Origin of the sequence: Bordetella genomosp. 9 (genome assembly GCF_002119725.1) — a bacterium.
In the GTDB taxonomy this organism is placed as follows: Bacteria; Pseudomonadota; Gammaproteobacteria; order Burkholderiales; family Burkholderiaceae_B; genus Bordetella_C.
The window spans coordinates 3,435,461-3,452,379 of the sequence record NZ_CP021109.1 but is presented as its reverse complement, the minus strand read 5'-3'; the positions used below and the strand labels follow the sequence as shown (position 1 = coordinate 3,452,379).

Annotated in this window: 17 protein-coding genes; 5 read left to right on the top strand and 12 right to left on the bottom strand. The window is 67.6% G+C overall.

Annotated elements, in window-relative coordinates; all coding sequences use genetic code 11:
- Nucleotides 1–88 precede the first annotated feature (88 nt).
- Together CAL13_RS15850 and CAL13_RS15845 are read left to right on the top strand one after the other, a co-directional pair.
- The gene (locus CAL13_RS15850) at nt 89–994 is read left to right on the top strand and encodes a manganese catalase family protein (RefSeq protein ID WP_086058240.1); all 906 of its coding nucleotides are present in this window, start codon (nt 89–91) and stop codon (nt 992–994) included.
- A 106-nt stretch (nt 995–1,100) separates the two neighbouring features.
- Nucleotides 1,101–1,283: a CsbD family protein gene (locus CAL13_RS15845; RefSeq protein ID WP_086058239.1), complete on the top strand. Its 183-nt coding sequence runs from the start codon at nt 1,101–1,103 to the stop codon at nt 1,281–1,283.
- Nucleotides 1,284–1,449: 166 nt separating this feature from the next.
- On the opposite strand, the gene glgX is transcribed toward CAL13_RS15845, so the two are convergent.
- Complete coding sequence (glgX, locus tag CAL13_RS15840) at nt 1,450–3,741, bottom strand: glycogen debranching protein GlgX (protein ID WP_086072908.1); 2,292 nt, start codon at nt 3,739–3,741, stop codon at nt 1,450–1,452.
- A gap of 139 nt (nt 3,742–3,880) precedes the next feature.
- On the opposite strand from glgX, the gene CAL13_RS15835 reads away from it, so the two are divergent.
- The 3 genes from CAL13_RS15835 to CAL13_RS15825 all read left to right on the top strand — a co-directional run bounded on the left by CAL13_RS15835 (nt 3,881) and on the right by CAL13_RS15825 (nt 5,487).
- Nucleotides 3,881–4,324 (top strand): hypothetical protein, encoded by a 444-nt coding sequence (locus tag CAL13_RS15835; RefSeq protein ID WP_086058237.1) that lies wholly within the window; start codon nt 3,881–3,883, stop codon nt 4,322–4,324.
- Between the two features lie 17 nt (nt 4,325–4,341).
- Nucleotides 4,342–4,752, top strand: a complete 411-nt coding sequence (locus tag CAL13_RS15830; RefSeq protein ID WP_086072907.1) for a DUF488 domain-containing protein — start codon at nt 4,342–4,344, stop codon at nt 4,750–4,752.
- A 96-nt stretch (nt 4,753–4,848) separates the two neighbouring features.
- Nucleotides 4,849–5,487 carry a hypothetical protein gene (locus tag CAL13_RS15825; protein WP_232467675.1) on the top strand — a complete coding sequence of 213 codons (639 nt, stop codon included), beginning with the start codon at nt 4,849–4,851 and terminating at the stop codon, nt 5,485–5,487.
- On the opposite strand, the gene CAL13_RS15820 is transcribed toward CAL13_RS15825, so the two are convergent.
- From CAL13_RS15820 to CAL13_RS15770, 11 genes are read right to left on the bottom strand one after another with little or no spacing between them, the layout of a single operon-like run.
- Complete coding sequence (locus CAL13_RS15820; RefSeq protein WP_157664886.1) at nt 5,488–5,892, bottom strand: cytochrome C oxidase subunit IV family protein; 405 nt, start codon at nt 5,890–5,892, stop codon at nt 5,488–5,490.
- Nucleotides 5,889–6,527 (bottom strand): cytochrome c oxidase subunit 3, encoded by a 639-nt coding sequence (locus tag CAL13_RS15815; protein WP_086072905.1) that lies wholly within the window; start codon nt 6,525–6,527, stop codon nt 5,889–5,891. Before CAL13_RS15815 ends, CAL13_RS15820 begins: the two co-directional genes overlap by 4 nt.
- Complete coding sequence (ctaD, locus tag CAL13_RS15810; RefSeq protein ID WP_232467674.1) at nt 6,524–8,173, bottom strand: cytochrome c oxidase subunit I; 1,650 nt, start codon at nt 8,171–8,173, stop codon at nt 6,524–6,526. Before ctaD ends, CAL13_RS15815 begins: the two co-directional genes overlap by 4 nt.
- Nucleotides 8,170–9,135, bottom strand: a complete 966-nt coding sequence (gene coxB, locus CAL13_RS15805; RefSeq protein WP_086072904.1) for a cytochrome c oxidase subunit II — start codon at nt 9,133–9,135, stop codon at nt 8,170–8,172. The genes ctaD and coxB overlap by 4 nt, the downstream gene beginning before the upstream one ends.
- Entirely contained in the window at nt 9,132–9,929 is a 798-nt protein-coding gene (locus CAL13_RS15800; protein WP_086072903.1) for an SCO family protein, read from the bottom strand. Before CAL13_RS15800 ends, coxB begins: the two co-directional genes overlap by 4 nt.
- Complete coding sequence (locus CAL13_RS15795; RefSeq protein WP_086072902.1) at nt 9,926–10,309, bottom strand: hypothetical protein; 384 nt, start codon at nt 10,307–10,309, stop codon at nt 9,926–9,928. Before CAL13_RS15795 ends, CAL13_RS15800 begins: the two co-directional genes overlap by 4 nt.
- Nucleotides 10,302–11,366 carry a hypothetical protein gene (locus CAL13_RS15790; RefSeq protein ID WP_086072901.1) on the bottom strand — a complete coding sequence of 355 codons (1,065 nt, stop codon included), beginning with the start codon at nt 11,364–11,366 and terminating at the stop codon, nt 10,302–10,304. The genes CAL13_RS15795 and CAL13_RS15790 overlap by 8 nt, the downstream gene beginning before the upstream one ends.
- On the bottom strand, nt 11,356–11,982 hold the full coding sequence (locus CAL13_RS15785; RefSeq protein WP_086072900.1) for a c-type cytochrome: 627 nt from the start codon (nt 11,980–11,982) through the stop codon (nt 11,356–11,358). The genes CAL13_RS15790 and CAL13_RS15785 overlap by 11 nt, the downstream gene beginning before the upstream one ends.
- Complete coding sequence (locus tag CAL13_RS15780; protein ID WP_086072899.1) at nt 11,979–12,518, bottom strand: DUF3341 domain-containing protein; 540 nt, start codon at nt 12,516–12,518, stop codon at nt 11,979–11,981. Before CAL13_RS15780 ends, CAL13_RS15785 begins: the two co-directional genes overlap by 4 nt.
- The gene (gene nrfD / locus CAL13_RS15775; RefSeq protein WP_086072898.1) at nt 12,515–13,864 is read right to left on the bottom strand and encodes an NrfD/PsrC family molybdoenzyme membrane anchor subunit; all 1,350 of its coding nucleotides are present in this window, start codon (nt 13,862–13,864) and stop codon (nt 12,515–12,517) included. The genes CAL13_RS15780 and nrfD overlap by 4 nt, the downstream gene beginning before the upstream one ends.
- Complete coding sequence (locus CAL13_RS15770) at nt 13,857–16,916, bottom strand: 4Fe-4S dicluster domain-containing protein (protein WP_086072897.1); 3,060 nt, start codon at nt 16,914–16,916, stop codon at nt 13,857–13,859. The genes nrfD and CAL13_RS15770 overlap by 8 nt, the downstream gene beginning before the upstream one ends.
- Nucleotides 16,917–16,919: the final 3 nt, after the last annotated feature.

Here is a 16,919-nt window from a genome sequence, read left to right as displayed (position 1 = left end):
TCGCCGGCAGGCGCGCGGGTATAGCGATTGCGAAAACGACGGCCGATCGCGGGCATGGGGCCCGGGATACTCGCCTAACGGAGGGAACATGTTTGCTCACAACAAACGATTGCAGTACACGGTACGCGTCCAGGAAACCAATCCCGGCCTGGCGAATCTGCTTCTGGAGCAATTCGGCGGTCCGCAAGGCGAGTTGGCGGCCGCGATGCGTTATTTCACGCAGGCGATCGCCGAGGACGATCCGGGCCGCAAGGACATGCTCATCGACATCGCGACCGAGGAGCTCAGCCACCTCGAGATCATCGGGACGCTGGTGGCGATGTTGAACAAGGGGGCGAAGGGCAGGCTGGCTGAAGCGGTCGATGAAGAGGCCGAGCTGTATCGCGCGATCAACGGCGCCGGCAACGATTCGCACGTGACGCAAGTGCTGTATGGAGGCGGCCCGGCGCTGATCAATTCGGGCGGACAGCTCTGGAACGCGGGCTACATCGACTCGATCGGCGATCCCTCGTGTGACCTGCGCTCGAACATCGCCGCCGAGGCACGGGCCAAAATCATCTACGAGCGCCTGATCAATGTGACGGACGATCCAGGCGTCAAGGAAACCCTGGGCTTCCTGATGACGCGCGAAGTGTCGCACCAGCGGTCCTTTGAAAAGGCCTTGTATTCCATGCAGCCGAACTTCCCTCCCGGCAAGCTGCCGGGCGACCCGCGCTTCGCGCGCACGTACTTCAATATGTCGCAGGGCGAGGGGGATACCCGCGGACCCTGGAACAGCGACGAGAATTTCGAGTACGTGTCGGACCGCGAGGAGCAATGCGCGGTGGATGGGGGCGACGGCATGGCCATGGTGAATCTGAACGCCGAAGAGACCCAGGCCATGCAGGCCCTGGTCGCTCGCACGGCGTCGGATCCGCAGTCCAATCCGGAAACCGGCGCCGAGCTGGGTTCGGATGGCGGCATGGCTTCGGGCGGGTCCACGCCCAAGATCTGACGCCTTGGTCCCCGGTCCGTGCCCAGCCGTGCTCGCACGGCTGGGCACGGCTTTTGCTGAACCGTGAATACGCGCCATCGTGGCGTATCAATGAAGGAGCGCACTCATGAACAAAGACCAGGTGAAAGGCGTAGGCGAACAGGTGAAGGGCAAGGTCAATGAAACGGTGGGCAAGGTCACCGGCAACAAGAGCCAGGAACTGAAGGGCGACGTTCAGCAGGGCGTCGGCAAGGTGCAGAAGGCCCATGGCGACGTCAAGGAAGACGTCAAGAACAACAATCGCCCGTAACTGCGGCGCATGCGCAGGCAACAGGGGCGGCTCTCACCGCCCCTGTGCATATGGAGATCCGGTGCGGCATCGGCCGCCCCTGGTCTTTATGGATGAAGAAGTTTCCAAGCCATCCGTGTGACCCGGCAAACCGGGGGTCGCGGGCAGCGCCCCCGGCTGCATGCGTTCACTTTTTTTCGGGGCGCACGGACTCTTCCTTCGCCTTCCCGCCGTTTCCCGTCCCGTTGCCTGCGCCGTTCGCGGTATAGACCTCCGTCGCTTTGGCTGCCGCTTGTTCCATCTTCTGTTCGTCGGTCAGCGTGTCTTCCAGATCTTCCAGCACCTCCCGCGTTTCGCCTTTCGCCTGCAGCGAGAACAGCAGGAGCGAGCGGCCGGTCACCTGGTAGGTATCGCCGGACTCGAAACTCGGCAGCTCTGTGCGCACCGGCGCATTGGTATCGATCAGGCAGGTCCATTGGTCGCTGCCCGGGATATCGGGCAGCTTGAACTCCACCATGTCGTGGTAGGAGTTGAAGACCAGCAGCAGCGTGGCGTCCGACGCGGGCCGCCGGATACCGGTCGCTCGCGCGCGGCCGTCGATCACCAGCCCGAAACAGCGCATGCCGGCATCGGACCATTGTTCGTCCGTCAGTTCCACTCCCGCCGGACTGAGCCAGCGCACGTCGGATACGCCGATATCCTCGTCCCGGTCCCCCGTCAGGAAGCGGCCGCGGCGCAGCACCGGCAGCGTATGCCGCAATGTCGTCAGCTTGCGCACGAATTCGATCAGGGCCTGACCGTCGTCGTCGATGTTCCAGTCCACCCAGCTGATCTCGTTGTCCTGGCAATAGGCGTTGTTGTTGCCCTGCTGGCTGCGGCCGAATTCATCGCCGGCCAGGATCATCGGCGTGCCTTGTGCGAACAGCAGCGTGGCCAGCATGTTGCGTTTCTGGCGCTCGCGCAGGGCGCGGATGTCGGCGTCGTCCGTGGGACCCTCGACGCCGCAATTCCAGGAGTGGTTGTTGGAATGCCCGTCGCGATTGTCTTCGCCGTTCGCTTCGTTGTGCTTGTCGTTGTACGACACCAGGTCATGCAGCGTGAAGCCGTCGTGCGCGGTCAGGAAGTTGACGCTGGCCCAAGGCCGCCGCCCGCTGTGATTGAATTTGTCGCCGGATGCCGTTATGCGTGTTGCCAGGTCCGGCGCTATGCCTTCGTCGCCTTTCCAGTACGCGCGCACCGTGTCGCGGAAGCGGTCGTTCCATTCGGCCCAGCCTGGGGGGAAGCCGCCCACTTGATAGCCGCCGGGGCCGCAATCCCAAGGCTCGGCGATCAGCTTTACGCTGGACAGGATGGGGTCCTGCCGGCACGCCTTCAGGAACCCGCTTCCGTAGTCGAAGCCGCCCGGCTCGCGCCCCAGAATGGTCGCCAGGTCGAAGCGGAAGCCGTCCACGTTCATCTCGATGACCCAGTAGCGCAGGCTGTCCATCACCATCTGCAGCACGCGCGGATGCGACAGGTTCAGGGTGTTCCCCGTGCCGGTGTCGTTGATGTAGTAGCGCTTGTCATCGGGCATCAGGCGGTAGTACGACGCGTTGTCGATGCCGCGAAACGACAGGGTCGGTCCCAGCTCGCTGCCTTCCGCCGTATGGTTGTAGACCACGTCCAGGACGATCTCCAGGTTCGCTTCGTGGAAGCGGTCGATCATTTGCTTCAGCTCGTTGATCGCGCCCGGGCCTTGCGCGAAGTAGCGCGGGTCGGGGGCGAAGAAGCCGATGGTGTTGTAGCCCCAATAATTGGTCAGTCCCTTGTCCAGCAGATAGCTGTCGTTGAGAAAGGCGTGGATGGGGAGCAGCTCCACCGACGTGACGCCCAGGTTCTTGATGTGGTCGATCACCGCCTGTTGGCCCAAACCTTCGAAGGTGCCGCGCAGGTGCTCGGGGACGGCGGGATGCCGCTTGGTGTAGCCGCGCACATGCGTTTCGTAGAAGATGGTCGATTCCCACGGGACCCGTACGCGGGTGGGGTGGGTCCAGGTGAAGCGCTGGTCCACGACCTGGCATTTGGGGACAAAGGGGGCGCTGTCGCGTTCGTCGAAGCTGAGGTCGCCTTCCTCGCTGCCGAGGGTGTAGCCGAACACGGCGGGATCCCAGCGCAGTTCTCCGACGTAGGCCTTGGCGTAGGGGTCGAGCAGCAGCTTGTTGGGGTTGAAGCGATGGCCGTTGGCAGGGTCGTAAGGGCCGTGCACGCGGTAGCCGTACACGGTGCCGGGCTCCAGTCCGCTGACGCGGACGTGCCATACCTCGTCGGTGAACTCGGGCAGCACAATGCGCTCGGTTTCCTTTCGGCCGGTCTTGTCGAACAGGCACAACTCCACTTTGGTGGCGTTGGCCGAAAACAGCGCGAAGTTGACGCCGTCGCCATCCCAGGTGGCGCCCAGGGGAAACGGCAAGCCCTCGGAGATACGTGGCTGGTCGGTCATGATCGGAACTCCAGGGGAGAATGAATGCGCCGCGTGTGGATGAGCACGCGGCTGGGGGGCTGCTGAATAGCAAACGGCATGCCGGGGCGGGTATGGGCTTTGCGGCGCCAAGCCCGGTTCACGGATTCAGAGGAAAGCGATGAACACGCTGAAAGACACCGTGCAGGGCCTGGCCATGGAACTGGGCGTCGAGTCGCCGCTCGATGCGAAACACATGCAGGGCGATTCATCGCCCGCGGCCCACCAGTTTGCGTTGTCCGCCGCGGCGGGGCGGCTGTACATCCAGAACGCGGCCGGCAAGGCGATCGAGGTAGGCGACCTTTACGAGGAAGGCGGCCAATACGGTTATCGCCTGGACCAGGGCGCGATTCAGGGGCAGGGGTTCCCGGACCTGGGGGCCGCGCTGCGGCATCTGGCCAGCCAGCTCACGTTCATCTACGTGGACGGACTGTTCCAGCAATTGCCCGACAGCGCCGCTGAAGCGAACGTACATTCGATGTCATCGCCGCCGCTGTTCATCACGCTGGCCGACGGCACCGACGAGCTGCGCGGTCCGGGCGGAACGGAAACCCTGGATCGTTGAGCGGACGATACCTTCGTATGGCCACACGACATCCGCGTCGCGCCATCCGATTGCAGCGGGTGTATGGCGAGCAGCCGGCGGACAGGAACTATCGTGTGCTGGTGGACCGGTTCTGGCCGCGCGGCCGCACCAAGGCCGGGCTGGGCGTGGACCTGTGGGCGCGCGAACTCGCGCCCACGCCAGAGCTCATCAAGTGGTTCGGCCACGTCCCGGAGCGCTGGGACGAATTCCGTTCGCGCTATCTCGACCAGCTTTCCGAGCCCGAGCGGGAGGACGCCATGCGGCGCCTGCTGGAAGCCGCCGGCGGGCGGGACATCACGCTGCTGTTCGGCGCCCGCGACGAACACCATAACCAGGCCGTCGTACTGCGCGAAGCCCTGCTGCGGCGCGACGCGGCCGAACATGACACCAGCCGGAAAGGGCGCTGACGGCATGGCGTTTGCGTGCCGGAACCAGGCTGCCCATCGGTACGCCGTTGGGGCGGTATCGAACCAAAAGCATCCAGGCTATCCAGGGAGACTGATATGGCACTGATCGTTGCCGCACGATTCGAGACCTTCGAGCAGGCCCAGGGCGCCGCGCGGGCGCTGTTTGCGCAGGGCTTCGCGGAGGACGACGTGCATGTGTTCTATGTCAACACGGCGGGCGCCCACGGCAAATATCCCATCGGCGGGGACCGCGGGGTCGACCCTGACGCGGGCGGCGCGCACTACGGTGCGCTGCTGGGCGGCGCCGGGCTGGCCCTGATCGGCGCGGTGGTGGGCGGCCTGATCGGCGGCGCCATGCATCTGACGGCGCTGGCCCTGGTCGGCGTCGCGGCCGTTGGCGCCTACATCGGGTCCCTGATCGGCGCGCTATGGGTGACCGGCCGCCGCCAGCCCGGCGTCAATCGCGCGTCAAAGGCCGCGCACCCCGAGCATCCGGAAGTGCGGTCCGCCGGCGTGATGCTCGCGCTGCATACCGACCCCAGCCGCGAGGCGCAGGCTTGCAAGGTATTGCGCGATGCCGGCGGCGTTGACGTCGAACGCGCACAAGGGCGTTGGCAGGAGGGCCGCTGGGTGGACTTCGATCCGCTCCAGCCGCCGGACCGTGAGCCCGACAGCATGGGCGCGACCGCCAGCGCCGGCATGCCGCAGGCAGGCCGTTCCGCCACGCCGCGATGATCATGGCGCGGCGGGACGGCGGTCTTCCGCCGCTGGCGGGATAGCGGCGCCGGGGGCCGCCCATACCGCGTCGGGCGCCGACGGCGGCGGCGCGGGGGGGCGCCGGGTCGCATAGTCGACGCCTCCCAGCGCGAAGAGCAGCGCACCGACGGCGATCGCCGTGCCGGCAATCAGCCGCGGCACGGGCGAGCCTGCGCGCAATTGCATGAAGTACGCTGCCACCAGTCCGGCTTTGATCGCGGCGATCGCGAAGTTCGCTACCGCATTCCAGGGCCCCATGGGAACATAAGCGCTGCCGACGGTGGCCAGCGCCAGGATCATGAGCAACGCCCACACGCGCACATCGCGCCGTGTGGCGCGGCGTACGGCGTCCCATGCGTCCGAGTGCGGTCTGGCGTCGCTCACAGCGCGCGTCCTCCCAGATACAGCAGCGGAAACAAAAAAATCCACACGATGTCGACGAAGTGCCAGTACAGGCCGCTGATTTCCACCGCCCTGGCCATCCGGTCCGGGTCGTCGTGCGGCATGCGCAAGCGCGCCGCCATCACGCCGTTCAGGACGATGCCGAGCGCCAGGTGGATGGCGTGCAGCATGGTCGCGAAGAAATACGCGAAGAAGAATCGCTCGGCGGCAGCCTGGTCGCCCACGCCAGGGGCGTGAAAGCCCGGCCCCGGGACCAGGCCGCGGCGCCAGTCGTCGTGGTACTCCACCCCTTTGAGAACCAGGAAAGCCAGGCCCAGCAGGATGGTCAGGGCCAGCATGCGCCGCGCGCCCGCCGCCGCCCGGTGGCGGGCGCGCGTGACGGCGAGCGCCATGGTCAGGCTGCTGGTCAGCAGGATCAGCGTATTGGCGGTGCCGATGACGATGTCGGTCAGGCGGTTCGCCTGCGCGAACGCCAGCGGCGCCTGGTGGCGCAGTACCAGGCAGGCCCAGAAGACCGGGCCCAGGAACATCAGCTCGGTGGCCAGGAACACCCACATGCCCACGCGGGCGCGGTGTTCCAGTGCGTCGGAAGGCGGGGCGGCCAGCGCGTCCTTCATGCCTGCTCCGGCTTGTAATCGTAGACCTCGCGCGCGCCGTCGGGCTGCGCGTCGAAGTTTTCCGTGGGCGGCGGCGATCGGGTTTGCCATTCCAGGCCGCTGGCCTGCCAGGGGTTGTCCCCGGCGGGCGCGCCGCGGAACCAGGACCACAGCAGATACGCCAGCGGCAGCACATAACCGATGGCGAGCACGGCCGCGCCGGCCGAGGACATGGCGTTCAGCAGCTGGAACTCCGGCGGATACACGTGATAGCGGCGCGGCATGCCGTCGTATCCCAGCACGTATTGGGGGAAGAAGGTCAGGTTGAAGCCGCCGAAGATCGTCAGGGCCGCGATGCGCCCCAGCGTTTCCGGATAGCGGCGCCCGCTGATCTTCGGCCACCAGAAGTGCAGGCCGCCCAGGTACGCCATCACGGCTCCGCCGACCATGATGTAGTGGAAGTGCGCCACGACGAAGTAGGTGTCGGTGACGTGCACGTCCACCGCCAGCGACGCCAGGAACAGGCCCGTCAACCCGCCCACCATGAAAAGCCCGACGAAGCCCAGCGCGTACAGCATCGGCGCGGAAAAGGTGATCGAGCCCTTGTACAGTGTGGCGATCCAGTTGAAGACCTTGATGGCCGACGGAATGGCCACCAGAAAGCTCAGCATGGAAAACACCATGTTGGCATACACCGATTGTCCGCTGACGAACATATGGTGGCCCCACACCAGGAATCCGATCACGGCGATGCCGAGAATCGCGTAAGCCATGGTGCGGTAGCCGAAGACGCGCTTGCGCGCAAAGCAAGGAATGATCTCGCTGGTCACGCCCATGGCTGGCAGTACCATGATGTACACGGCGGGGTGGGAGTAGAACCAGAACAGATGCTGGAACAGCAGCGGGTCGCCGCCCAGGGCGGGGTCGAAGAATCCGATGCGCAGGATCCGCTCCGCCGCGAGCAGCAGCAGCGTGATTGCCAGCACCGGTGTGGCCAGCACGAGGATGATGCTGGTGGCGTAGTTGGCCCAGATGAACAGCGGCAGCCGGAACCACCCCATGCCCGGCGCGCGCAGCGTGTGGACCGTGACGATGATGTTCAGTCCGGTCAGGATCGACGAGAAGCCGACGATGAATACGCCGAACAGTGTCAGGATCACATGCGTGCGCGAGAACATGGTGGAGAAGGGCGTGTAGAAGGTCCAGCCCGTATCCACGCCGCCCAGCACCAGGGCGCCCAGCGTGAACAGCCCGCCCAGCATGTAGAGATACCAGCTCAACAGGTTCAGCCGCGGAAAGGCCATGTCCTTGGCGCCGATCATCATGGGCACCAGGAAATTGCCCAGCACCGATGGAATCGACGGAATCAGGAACAGCCACACCATGATCACCCCGTGCGCGGTGAACAGCTTGTTGTAGGTATCCGCGCTGACCACATCTCCCTGCGGCGTCACCAGTTCCAGGCGCATGGTGGCGGCAGCCAGGCCGCCGAGCGCAAAGAAAAACGTGATGCTGACCGCGTACAGGACCGCGATGCGCTTGTGGTCGTGCGTCCACAACCAGGACCGCAGGCTGTAGCCGTTCTGCAGGTAGTTGAGGGCGGGCGCCGTCATGGCGTTGTGCTCCGGTGGCAGGGCCCCTTCGGCGCGCGCTGACGATGGGTTCATGGCGTCCTCCTTGGCGGCGGCGCGGACTGCTGCGCGGACGGGGCGCCATCGCGCAGGTACTGCACCAGATCCATGACGTCCTGCTCGGACAGCTGTCCCGCGAAAGACGGCATGATGGGGGCATACCCGGCCACGACGTCCTTGGCCGGCTCCAGGATCGCGTCGCGGATGTAGTTTTCGTCGGCGACGACCATGCGGCCGTCTTGCAGGTAGACGCGGCGTCCGAACAGATGCGTCAGGTCGGGGGCATGCACCGACGAACGGGCATCGTGGCAGCCCACGCAGCCGTGCTCGCGGAACAGCGCCATCCCGCGCTGCGCCATGGTGGCCGTCGTGCCGCCCTGATCCAGCCAGCGCGCGTATTCCTCGGGACGGATGACGACGATGCCGCCGCCCATGGTGGCGTGGTCGGTGCCGCAATACTCGGCGCAAAGCAGATGGAAGGTGCCCAATTGCGTGGGCGTGAACCACATGGCCGTATAGCGCCCCGGCAGAACGTCCTGCTTGATGCGGAAGGCCGGCACGTACAGGCTGTGGATGACATCCTGCGATGTCATCAGCAGGCGAACCGGCTTGCCCAGGGGCACGTGCAATTCGTCGATCTCGCGCCGTCCGTTGGCGTGTTGCAGCGTCCATACCCATTGCTTGGCCACGACGAACACCGGCACGGCGTCGGCGGGCGGCTGGGTCATCCTGCCGTAGTCGACGGCGGCCCATACGAACAGGCCGATGAACGCAAGCATGGGCGCCAGCGTCCATGTCCATTCCAGGCCGTTGGCGTGCGTGGGCGCGCCGCTGCGGTCGGCACGCGACCCGCGCCGGTAGCGCAGGCAGAAGACGACGGCGATGCAGGTCAGCAGGATCGCCATGCCGGCCGCCACCCCGGTCAGCGTATAGAACAGGGCGTCGGTGCGCCGCGCGATGTCGGATGCCGCGGGCGGCAGCAGCACGTTCTCGTTCATCGCCGCCTCCGCCGCCGCGCCGTCATGACCACGGCCGCCAGAACCAGGGCCGTGACGATGCCCACGCCGCGGGCCAGTTGCATGACGGCGGCATCGTAGCGGCCCAGCTGCGGGTCGTAATGCGAACACAGCAGCACCAGTCTGTCGGCCAGGGATCCGACGCGGCCGCCGGCGGCCTCCACCAGGGCAAGCCTGACGTCGCGCGCCTGAAACCGCACCCCAGGGAAGTAGCGCGAGATGACGCCGTCCGGTGTGACGACCATGAAGCCCGCGGGATGTCCGAACTGGCCGCTTTCCGGATCGTGGCGATAGGGAAATCCCGTGGCGCGGGCCACGTCGCGGATGGCTTGCGCGCCGCCCGTCAGCAGATGCAGGCGGTCCGCGCGTTCCGGCTCCAGCAGGCCCCGATAGGCTGCGTACTTCGGCGCGGCGTCGGCCGGCGTTTCGCGGGCGTCGATGCTGATCGCCACGGCTTCATAGTCCACGCCGACGCCGCGCAGGCTTTCCAGGATGCCGTCCATCACCGTGCTGCAAAGCATGGGACAGCGGTAATAGCCCAGCACCAGGACGACAGGGCGCGTGCCGAAGTACTCGCGCAGCGCCACGGCATGTCCCGCGCTATCGGTGAACGCGGCGTCCAGGGGCAGGGCTTGTCCGAGGCGTTGCGTGAACGCGAGCTGGGGCGGGGCGGGCGGGCCCGCCTGGGCCCACGGCGCGAAGCAAAGCAGCAGGCACGCCGCCCACAATGCTCGCAGGCGCCGCGATATCGCGTGCATGGCGCGCCTGGCTTTCATGGCGTCCGGCTCCGTCGGGCCGCGTCCTGTTCGGCCAACGCCTGCATGGCGTCGTCCAGCGGGATACGGGCGATCCCTGCTTGCCGGTCGATCCAGGCATAGCCTTGCAATTGCGCCTGCTTGCCGGCGAGGTAACGCGATAGCTGCGATTGCGGGGCGCTTTCCAGCATGGGGCCGCTTACCCAGTCCTTCGGCGGCGCCATGAAGCCGCCGGCGGGCGCGGGATCCAGACGGCGCGTCAGGGCAATGACCGACGCCACCACGGCGGCCACGGCGATCAGGATGCCGATTCCGAAGCGGGCGATGCGCCGGACCGCGACGCCGTCTCGCTGGGCATCCGGTGCATGCTTATCGGCGCGGCGTTCGGGTTCTTCACGCATGCCGTTCTCCTTTCGGCGCCGTGCCCGCCGCTGCCCGCGCACCCCGCGCCGCGCCTTGCATGGCGGCTGCCCGCGACACGCACCCCATGCCGGCGGTGGCCAGGGGCAGCAGCCAGATGCCATGGGTCTGCGCCGGCGTCAGAGACGGATAGATCCACCACATGACTTCCAGCCATGCCACGCCGACCAGCGACAGGGAAAGCGCCTGCAAGCAGCGCGCGTCTCGTTTGAAGCGCCGGAACAGCAACAAGAGCAAAGGCAGGGCGAAGCCCAGCAGTACCAGCGCCACGGCGAGCCAGACCCAGCCGGTTTGCAGCCGCGGCACGTACCAGGAAATTTCCGCCGGCAGGTTTTCGGCCCAGATGATCTGGAACTGCGTGAAAGACAGGTAGGCCCACGTCATCACGTACATCAGCAACAGGTTGCCCAGATCGATGCGCTGACCGGCGTCGGCCGCATGGGCGCCGGCGGCCACGGCGCGCGCCATGGCCGCCTTGCACATCGCGACCAGCACCACCAGCCCGAAGGCGGACGAGTACCAGCGCGGCGTCAACGACGCCAGCGTCTGCATGGCCGCCAGGCTGACGCTGTAGCCGAACAGCAGCAGCCCGGCGGCCGCGCGTGCCGCCGTGGTGGGGCCGCGCCAACGCATCGCCAGGGTCCACAGCACGACGCACACGATCATGACGGCCGCCAGCGCGCCATGGCTCAGCCACACGTGGCGGAAACCGGTTTCCCTGGCCGTGTCGATCCATCCTTCCCGTGCCCAGGGATAAAGGGCGCCGGGCCAGGCCAGCAGCGGCAGCGCCAGCAGCGCAAGGAGCGGCATGAAGGCCCGCTGCCGCTCCAACGCCGCGGCGATGGGCGCCATCCAGGCGCCGCCCGTCAGACGCTGCATCCACAGGACGATCTGCGCGCCCAGCGCCAGTTCGGCCCAGAACCACCAGGCGCCAAGCCAGGCCGCCATAAAGGCTCCAGGCAGCCAGATGGCCGCCAGCGCGCAACCGAGCAGCAGGGCGATGCCGGCCGACAGAAACAGGCGCGCGTCATGGGCCATGCCGGTCTCCTGTGTCCAGTTGACGGCGCGCGCGTTGCCGCACGTCGTCGGGCAAGTCGTCCACCGGCGCATGCTGGCTCAGTTGCAGGGCGCGCACGAACGCCACGATCGCCCAGCGGTCCGACGGTGCGAGACGGTCGCCATACGGACGCATCGCGCCGAAGCCCTGGCTGATGACGTCGTAGATGTGCCGGTCCGGAGCGTGGCGCAGGCGGTCCTCGTGGTATGTGGGCGGCGCCGGAAACCCGCGTTCCACGACGCGGCCGTCGCCGTCCCCGACCGGGCTGTGGCAAGGCATGCAATAGATGCCGTAGCGGTCCTGGCCCCGCCGCAGCAGCGCCGGCGTGATGGGATAGGGCATGGCGGGCGCGGCGTCGGCCAGTGCCTGCTCGCGGGTTTCATCGGCGCCCCGGCGGCCGCTGGAGGACAGCGCCACGGGGCCGTGCGCGTGCGGCACCGCGCCGGCTGGGGGCATGCGCGACAGCTTGCCATCCGGGAACAGGCTGCTCTCCCGGTCAGGCTTGCCCCGGGGCTGGTCGTACATATCCTGCCTGGCGCGTTCGCATCCGGCCAAGGCGAGCAATGCGGCCGCGAGCAGCGATACGGCCGTCCTCATCGCGGCACCTCGCGAATCGCGATGGGGTCCAGCGTCGCCAGGAACGTCCGCATGGACCGGGTTTCGTCCGAGCTTTCGCTGCCGGCGCAGCGCACGCAGAGGAAAAAGCGGTTGCGCGAGGCCAGATCGAAATCCGGCGTGTCGAACACGGGGTGGTTCAGCCGCGGCAGGCCGTTGCCCCACAGCATGGCGCCGACGGCGGCCAGCGCGGCGCACAGAATGGTCAGTTCGAAGGTGGCGGGAATGAACATAGGCCAGCTGTGCAGCGGCCGGCCCCCTACATTGAGCGGCAGGTCGATCGCCGCCGCATACCACTGCAACGCATACCCGCCCGTGCCGCCAGCCAGGCCGCCCAGCAGGGTGGCCAGGGGCACCGCGCTACGCGTAAAGCCCAGCGTTTCGGCCAGCCCTTCGATTTTGAAAGGGCTGTAGGCTTCCAGCGCGCCATAACCGGCCGCGCGCGCGGCGCGCGCGGCGTCCAGGAGCTTTCCCGGCGCATCGAATTCGGCCATCAGGCCATACGGGGCGCTGCTCATGTGGCGCTCGTCCTCCCCGTTTCGTGTTGGAGTTCGCGCATCTCCGTAATCGAGATAAGCGGCAGGAAGCGCACGAACATCAGGAACAGCCAGGCGAACGTGGCGATGGAGCCGGCCAGGAACAGCCAATCCCAGGCCGTCGGCACGAACAGGCCCCATGCCGAAGGCATGAAGTCGCGATGCGTGCTTTGCACCACGATCAGGAAGCGCTCCATCCACATGCCCAGATTGATGATCAGACTGATCGCGAACAGGGCCGCCGCGCTGTGCCGGACGCGTTGCCACCACAACGCCTGCGGCAGGACGACGTTGCACAGGATCAAACCCCAATAGACAGGGGCGTAGGCGCCGGTCCAGCGGTCCACCGTCATGGCGATTTCGAATTCGTCGCCGCTGTAGAAGGCCGTGAAGATCTCCGCCAGGTAGCCGTAGGCGACCAGGGCGCCGGTGGCCAGCAGCACTTTGCCGGCCAGCGCCAGGTGGCGGCCCGTGATGTAGTCATGCAGCCGGAACACATGCCGCAGCGGGATGGCCAGGGTCAGCACCATCGCGAAGCCCGAATACAAGGCGCCGGCGACGAAATAGGGCGGAAAAATGGTGGAGTGGTAGCCCGGCGTATTGCCGATGGCAAAGTCCAGCGAGACCACGGTGTGCACGGACACCACCAGCGGCGTCGCCAGGCCGGCCAGCAGCAGATAGGCGGTGTCGTAGCGTGCCCAATGCCGCGCTTCTCCCCGCCACCCCAGCGCGAACAGGCCATAGGCGAGCCGCTTGAACCGTGTGGTGGCGCGATCGCGCAGGGTGGCCAGATCGGGGATCAGGCCGACATACCAAAACAGCAGCGACACGATCAAATACGTGCTGATGGCAAAGATGTCCCAGACCAGCGGGCTGCGCCACTGCGGCCACAGGTCCATGCGGTTCGGATACGGGATCAGCCAATAGAAAAACCAGGGCCGGCCCAGATGCAGGATCGGAAAGAGGCCCGCGATGCCCGCGGCGAACAGCGTCATCGCCTCGGCGAAGCGGTTGATCGACGTGCGCCAGCGCTGGCGCAGCAGAAGCAGCACGGCCGAAATGAAGGTGCCCGCGTGGCCGATGCCGATCCACCAGACGAAGTTGGCCAGCGCGAAGCCCCAGGCCACCGGAATATTGACGCCCCACAACCCCACGCCCTTGGCGAACAGCCACGCGCTGGCGCCCATGAAGACCAGCGTGCCGGCGAAGGTGGCGCCGAACGCCGCCCGCCAGCGCCAGCTTCGCGTCCACGGCGGGCGGCCGGCGCCCGAAGGCGCCAGCACGATCTGCGCGATGCGGTCGGAGATGCTGCCGTAGGATTCAGCCATCGCCGGACTCCAGACGCGCGGACAAGTCCTCCACGCGGGCCAGATAGGTGGTGCGCGGGCGCGTGTTCAGTTCTTCGAGCAAGGCGTAGCGGCGCGGCGAGCGCCGGCTGGCATTGACCCGGCTGGACGGGTCGTTGAGATCGCCGAAGACGATGGCCCGCGTCGGGCAGGCGGCTTCGCAAGCGGTGACGACATCCCCGTCGCGGATGGCACGGCCGGCTTTCTCTGCCTCGATCCGCGCGCGGCTGATGCGCTGCACGCAGTAGGTGCACTTTTCCATGACGCCGCGCCGCCGCACGGTGACTTCCGGGTTCGCGCGCGCGGCGCTGGACTCGGACTCGTCGCTGTACGCATAGAAGTTGAAGCGGCGCACCTTGTACGGGCAGTTGTTGGAACAGAAGCGCGTGCCGACGCAGCGGTTGTAGACCTGGGCGTTCAGCCCTTCGCTGTCGTGCACAGTGGCGCCCACCGGGCAGACTTCCTCGCACGGCGCGTTCTCGCAATGCATGCAGGGAACCGGCTGGAACAGCGTGCGCGGCGCTTGCCGCCGTTGTTCGGATTGCGCTTGCGGCAGGACTTCCTGCGGCGCCCGATGTGCCTGTTGTGGGGGCCGCTCGTCGTGATACACGTCCACGCGCAGCCAGTGCATGATGCGGCCGCGCGCCACTTCTTCCTTCCCGACCGTCGGGATATTGTTTTCAGCCTGGCACGCAACGGTGCAGGCCTTGCAGCCGATACAGGCGTCCAGGTCCACGGTCATGGCCCACGCGTAGTCAGGGTAGTCCACGGGCGGATACAGCGAGGGCTGCGTCTTTTCCTCCCCGGCGCGCTCGCCGGGCGGCACCACCCGCACCATCTCTCTGTCGTGCATGGAGGTTTCCCGCTGTGCGCGCGCGAAGGCATGGCGGCGGCCGGTTGCCCGTACGCGGACGCGCGCGACGGCTTGCGGCATGCCCTGGCCGTCAAGCGGCGCCAGCGGATACACGTCGACGCCGACGCCGTCGCCCACGCGGCCCGCGGCCCGCCTGCCATAGCCCAGCGCCAGGCTGACCACGCCCGGCGCTTGCCCGGGCAGGATGAAGACGGGGACCTCGATGGATGGCGGTTCGCCGGCTGGCGAGGCCGTCCCGGCCGGGGCTGACAGGGACGCCGGCTCCGGGCCGTGGACGTTCGGCGCGGCGAGCAGCCGCACCACGTCACCCTCTTGCACGCCCAGATCGCGCGCGGTCTCCGGCGCCATGACGGCGGCATTGTCCCAAGTGATCTGGGTGAGCGGCCGAGGCAGCTCCTGCAGCCAGGCATTGTTGGCCCAGGCGCCGGTGCCGGCCGAGGCATCGGCCGCGAACAAAGCGAGGAGCGCCGGGGCGCTTTCCGGCTGGATCCCGGTTTCGTGGGTTTCGCCCGGGCGCCTGGCTGCGGGCGCGTCGTCCGGCTGCATCGCGCCCGGCGAAGCCATGGCAGCTCGCCATAGCGACTCCGGCGGCGCCAAACGGTCGCGCGTCAATGGCGCGAGCGCGCTGCCCGCCACGACACCGGTGCGCAGGCTTTCCGTCCATCGCGCCTCGACGTCGCCGGCCAAATCGGTTCCCGTCCACGCGGCCCGCCAAGTGTCGCGCACCGCCTGGTATGCCGTGATTTCACTGTCGTCCGTCAGCAGGGCGAGCAGGGTGTGTGGCGAGCGGCCGGCATGCAATGGAGCGATCAGCGGCTGCACGATGCTGGCCGTGCCGTCGGCGGCGCGCGCGTCGCTCCAGTCCTCGAAGTCATGCGCGCGCGGCAAATGCCATGTGGCGGCGCGTCCCGTTTCATCGCGGTACAGCCCCAGATGGATGCTGCAGGGCACGTGCCGCATCGCGTCTGCGAAACGCATCGCCCCCGGGGTGTCGTAGACCGGATTCGCGTCGAGGATCAGTAGCGTATCGACACGCCCGTCGCGCATCTCGGCGGCCAGCGCGTTGATGGGTGCAGGGTCCGGCGTCGGCAGGGCAGTCACCGTTTCCCCGATATTGCCCAGCGCCGCATTGATCGCCCACGCCAGCGCATGCGCCGGCGCGGAGAGTCCCGGACCGGCGACCACCAGCGAGGCGCCGACGTGTACGCGCAGCGCCTTTGCCAACTGGCGGTCCCAGGCGGTGGGCGTCTCGCCGAGCTGTGCAGACGCGCCCGGCATCTGCAGCGCCATGGCGAGCCGGCGCAGCGCTGCTTCGATCTCGTCCGGCCGCAGGGCTCGCCGTTCGTCCGCAACGGCCCCCGTCAGCGTCGGGGCGGCCTCGAGCACATACAGCCGGCCCCGCGCCGGGTTGTCGCCGCGCGTCGCCATGAAGTCCCCGGCGCAGCGGATGGCGCCCGGGCCGGCGCCGAAGAGGTCCGCGCCGTAGGCGGCGACGATGCGCGCGCGGTCCAGCCGGTATAGCGGGGCGATCGGCGCGCCCCACGCCTGGCGATTGCCGGCGTCCGCGGCGGCGTCGTGCAGCGGGTCGTGCCGGTGCCAGCGCATGGCGGGATAGCGTTGCCGCAAGGCTTCGAGTTGCCGCAACAGCGTGGGTGACGTCACCGTCCCCGTCAGTACCCGCAGGCCGGCGCCACCGTTCCTGTCCCAGGCGGCGCGTCGCTGCGCCAGGGCCTCGCGAAACGCCTGCCAGGCGGCGATGTCTCCCCCGTTGACGATGGCATTGGAGCGGTCGGGGTCCCAAAGCTGCAGGATCACGGCCTGGGCGTACGCGTCGGTGGCCCCGCGGCTGACGGGATGGCCGGGATTGCCTTCCACCTTGATGGGCCTGCCTTCGCGGCTCTGCACCAATACGCCATGTGCGTAGCCGTCCCGGACCACCGCGGTGGCATAGAACACCGGATTGCCCAGGGGCGCGCCTTCCGGCATGTCGACATAAGGGACGATCGCCTCCTGCGGGGGCCCGCTGCAGCCCGCGCCTGCCAGCGCCGCCGATGCCGCCATCAGGCCCAGCAAGGCGCGGCGCGCGGGGCTTTCCGGACTGTCGTCAGGTTGCCGCGCATCGGCGCGCTGGAGGGGGATGAAGGGTGCGTGGCGGTTCATGCC

Bases quoted from the DNA above. Each gene is read 5' to 3' on its own strand.
- nrfD (WP_086072898.1), bottom strand. From the start codon at position 13,864: ATGGCTGAATCCTACGGCAGCATCTCCGACCGCATCGCGCAGATCGTG.
- CAL13_RS15790 (WP_086072901.1), bottom strand. From the start codon at position 11,366: ATGGCCCATGACGCGCGCCTGTTTCTGTCGGCCGGCATCGCCCTGCTG.
- CAL13_RS15835 (WP_086058237.1), top strand. From the start codon at position 3,881: ATGAACACGCTGAAAGACACCGTGCAGGGCCTGGCCATGGAACTGGGC.
- glgX (WP_086072908.1), bottom strand. From the start codon at position 3,741: ATGACCGACCAGCCACGTATCTCCGAGGGCTTGCCGTTTCCCCTGGGC.
- CAL13_RS15845 (WP_086058239.1), top strand. From the start codon at position 1,101: ATGAACAAAGACCAGGTGAAAGGCGTAGGCGAACAGGTGAAGGGCAAG.
- CAL13_RS15795 (WP_086072902.1), bottom strand. From the start codon at position 10,309: ATGCGTGAAGAACCCGAACGCCGCGCCGATAAGCATGCACCGGATGCC.
- CAL13_RS15825 (WP_232467675.1), top strand. From the start codon at position 4,849: ATGGCACTGATCGTTGCCGCACGATTCGAGACCTTCGAGCAGGCCCAG.
- CAL13_RS15815 (WP_086072905.1), bottom strand. From the start codon at position 6,527: ATGAAGGACGCGCTGGCCGCCCCGCCTTCCGACGCACTGGAACACCGC.
- ctaD (WP_232467674.1), bottom strand. From the start codon at position 8,173: ATGAACCCATCGTCAGCGCGCGCCGAAGGGGCCCTGCCACCGGAGCAC.
- CAL13_RS15800 (WP_086072903.1), bottom strand. From the start codon at position 9,929: ATGAAAGCCAGGCGCGCCATGCACGCGATATCGCGGCGCCTGCGAGCA.
- CAL13_RS15785 (WP_086072900.1), bottom strand. From the start codon at position 11,982: ATGAGGACGGCCGTATCGCTGCTCGCGGCCGCATTGCTCGCCTTGGCC.
- CAL13_RS15780 (WP_086072899.1), bottom strand. From the start codon at position 12,518: ATGAGCAGCGCCCCGTATGGCCTGATGGCCGAATTCGATGCGCCGGGA.
- coxB (WP_086072904.1), bottom strand. From the start codon at position 9,135: ATGAACGAGAACGTGCTGCTGCCGCCCGCGGCATCCGACATCGCGCGG.
- CAL13_RS15830 (WP_086072907.1), top strand. From the start codon at position 4,342: ATGGCCACACGACATCCGCGTCGCGCCATCCGATTGCAGCGGGTGTAT.
- CAL13_RS15770 (WP_086072897.1), bottom strand. From the start codon at position 16,916: ATGAACCGCCACGCACCCTTCATCCCCCTCCAGCGCGCCGATGCGCGG.
- CAL13_RS15850 (WP_086058240.1), top strand. From the start codon at position 89: ATGTTTGCTCACAACAAACGATTGCAGTACACGGTACGCGTCCAGGAA.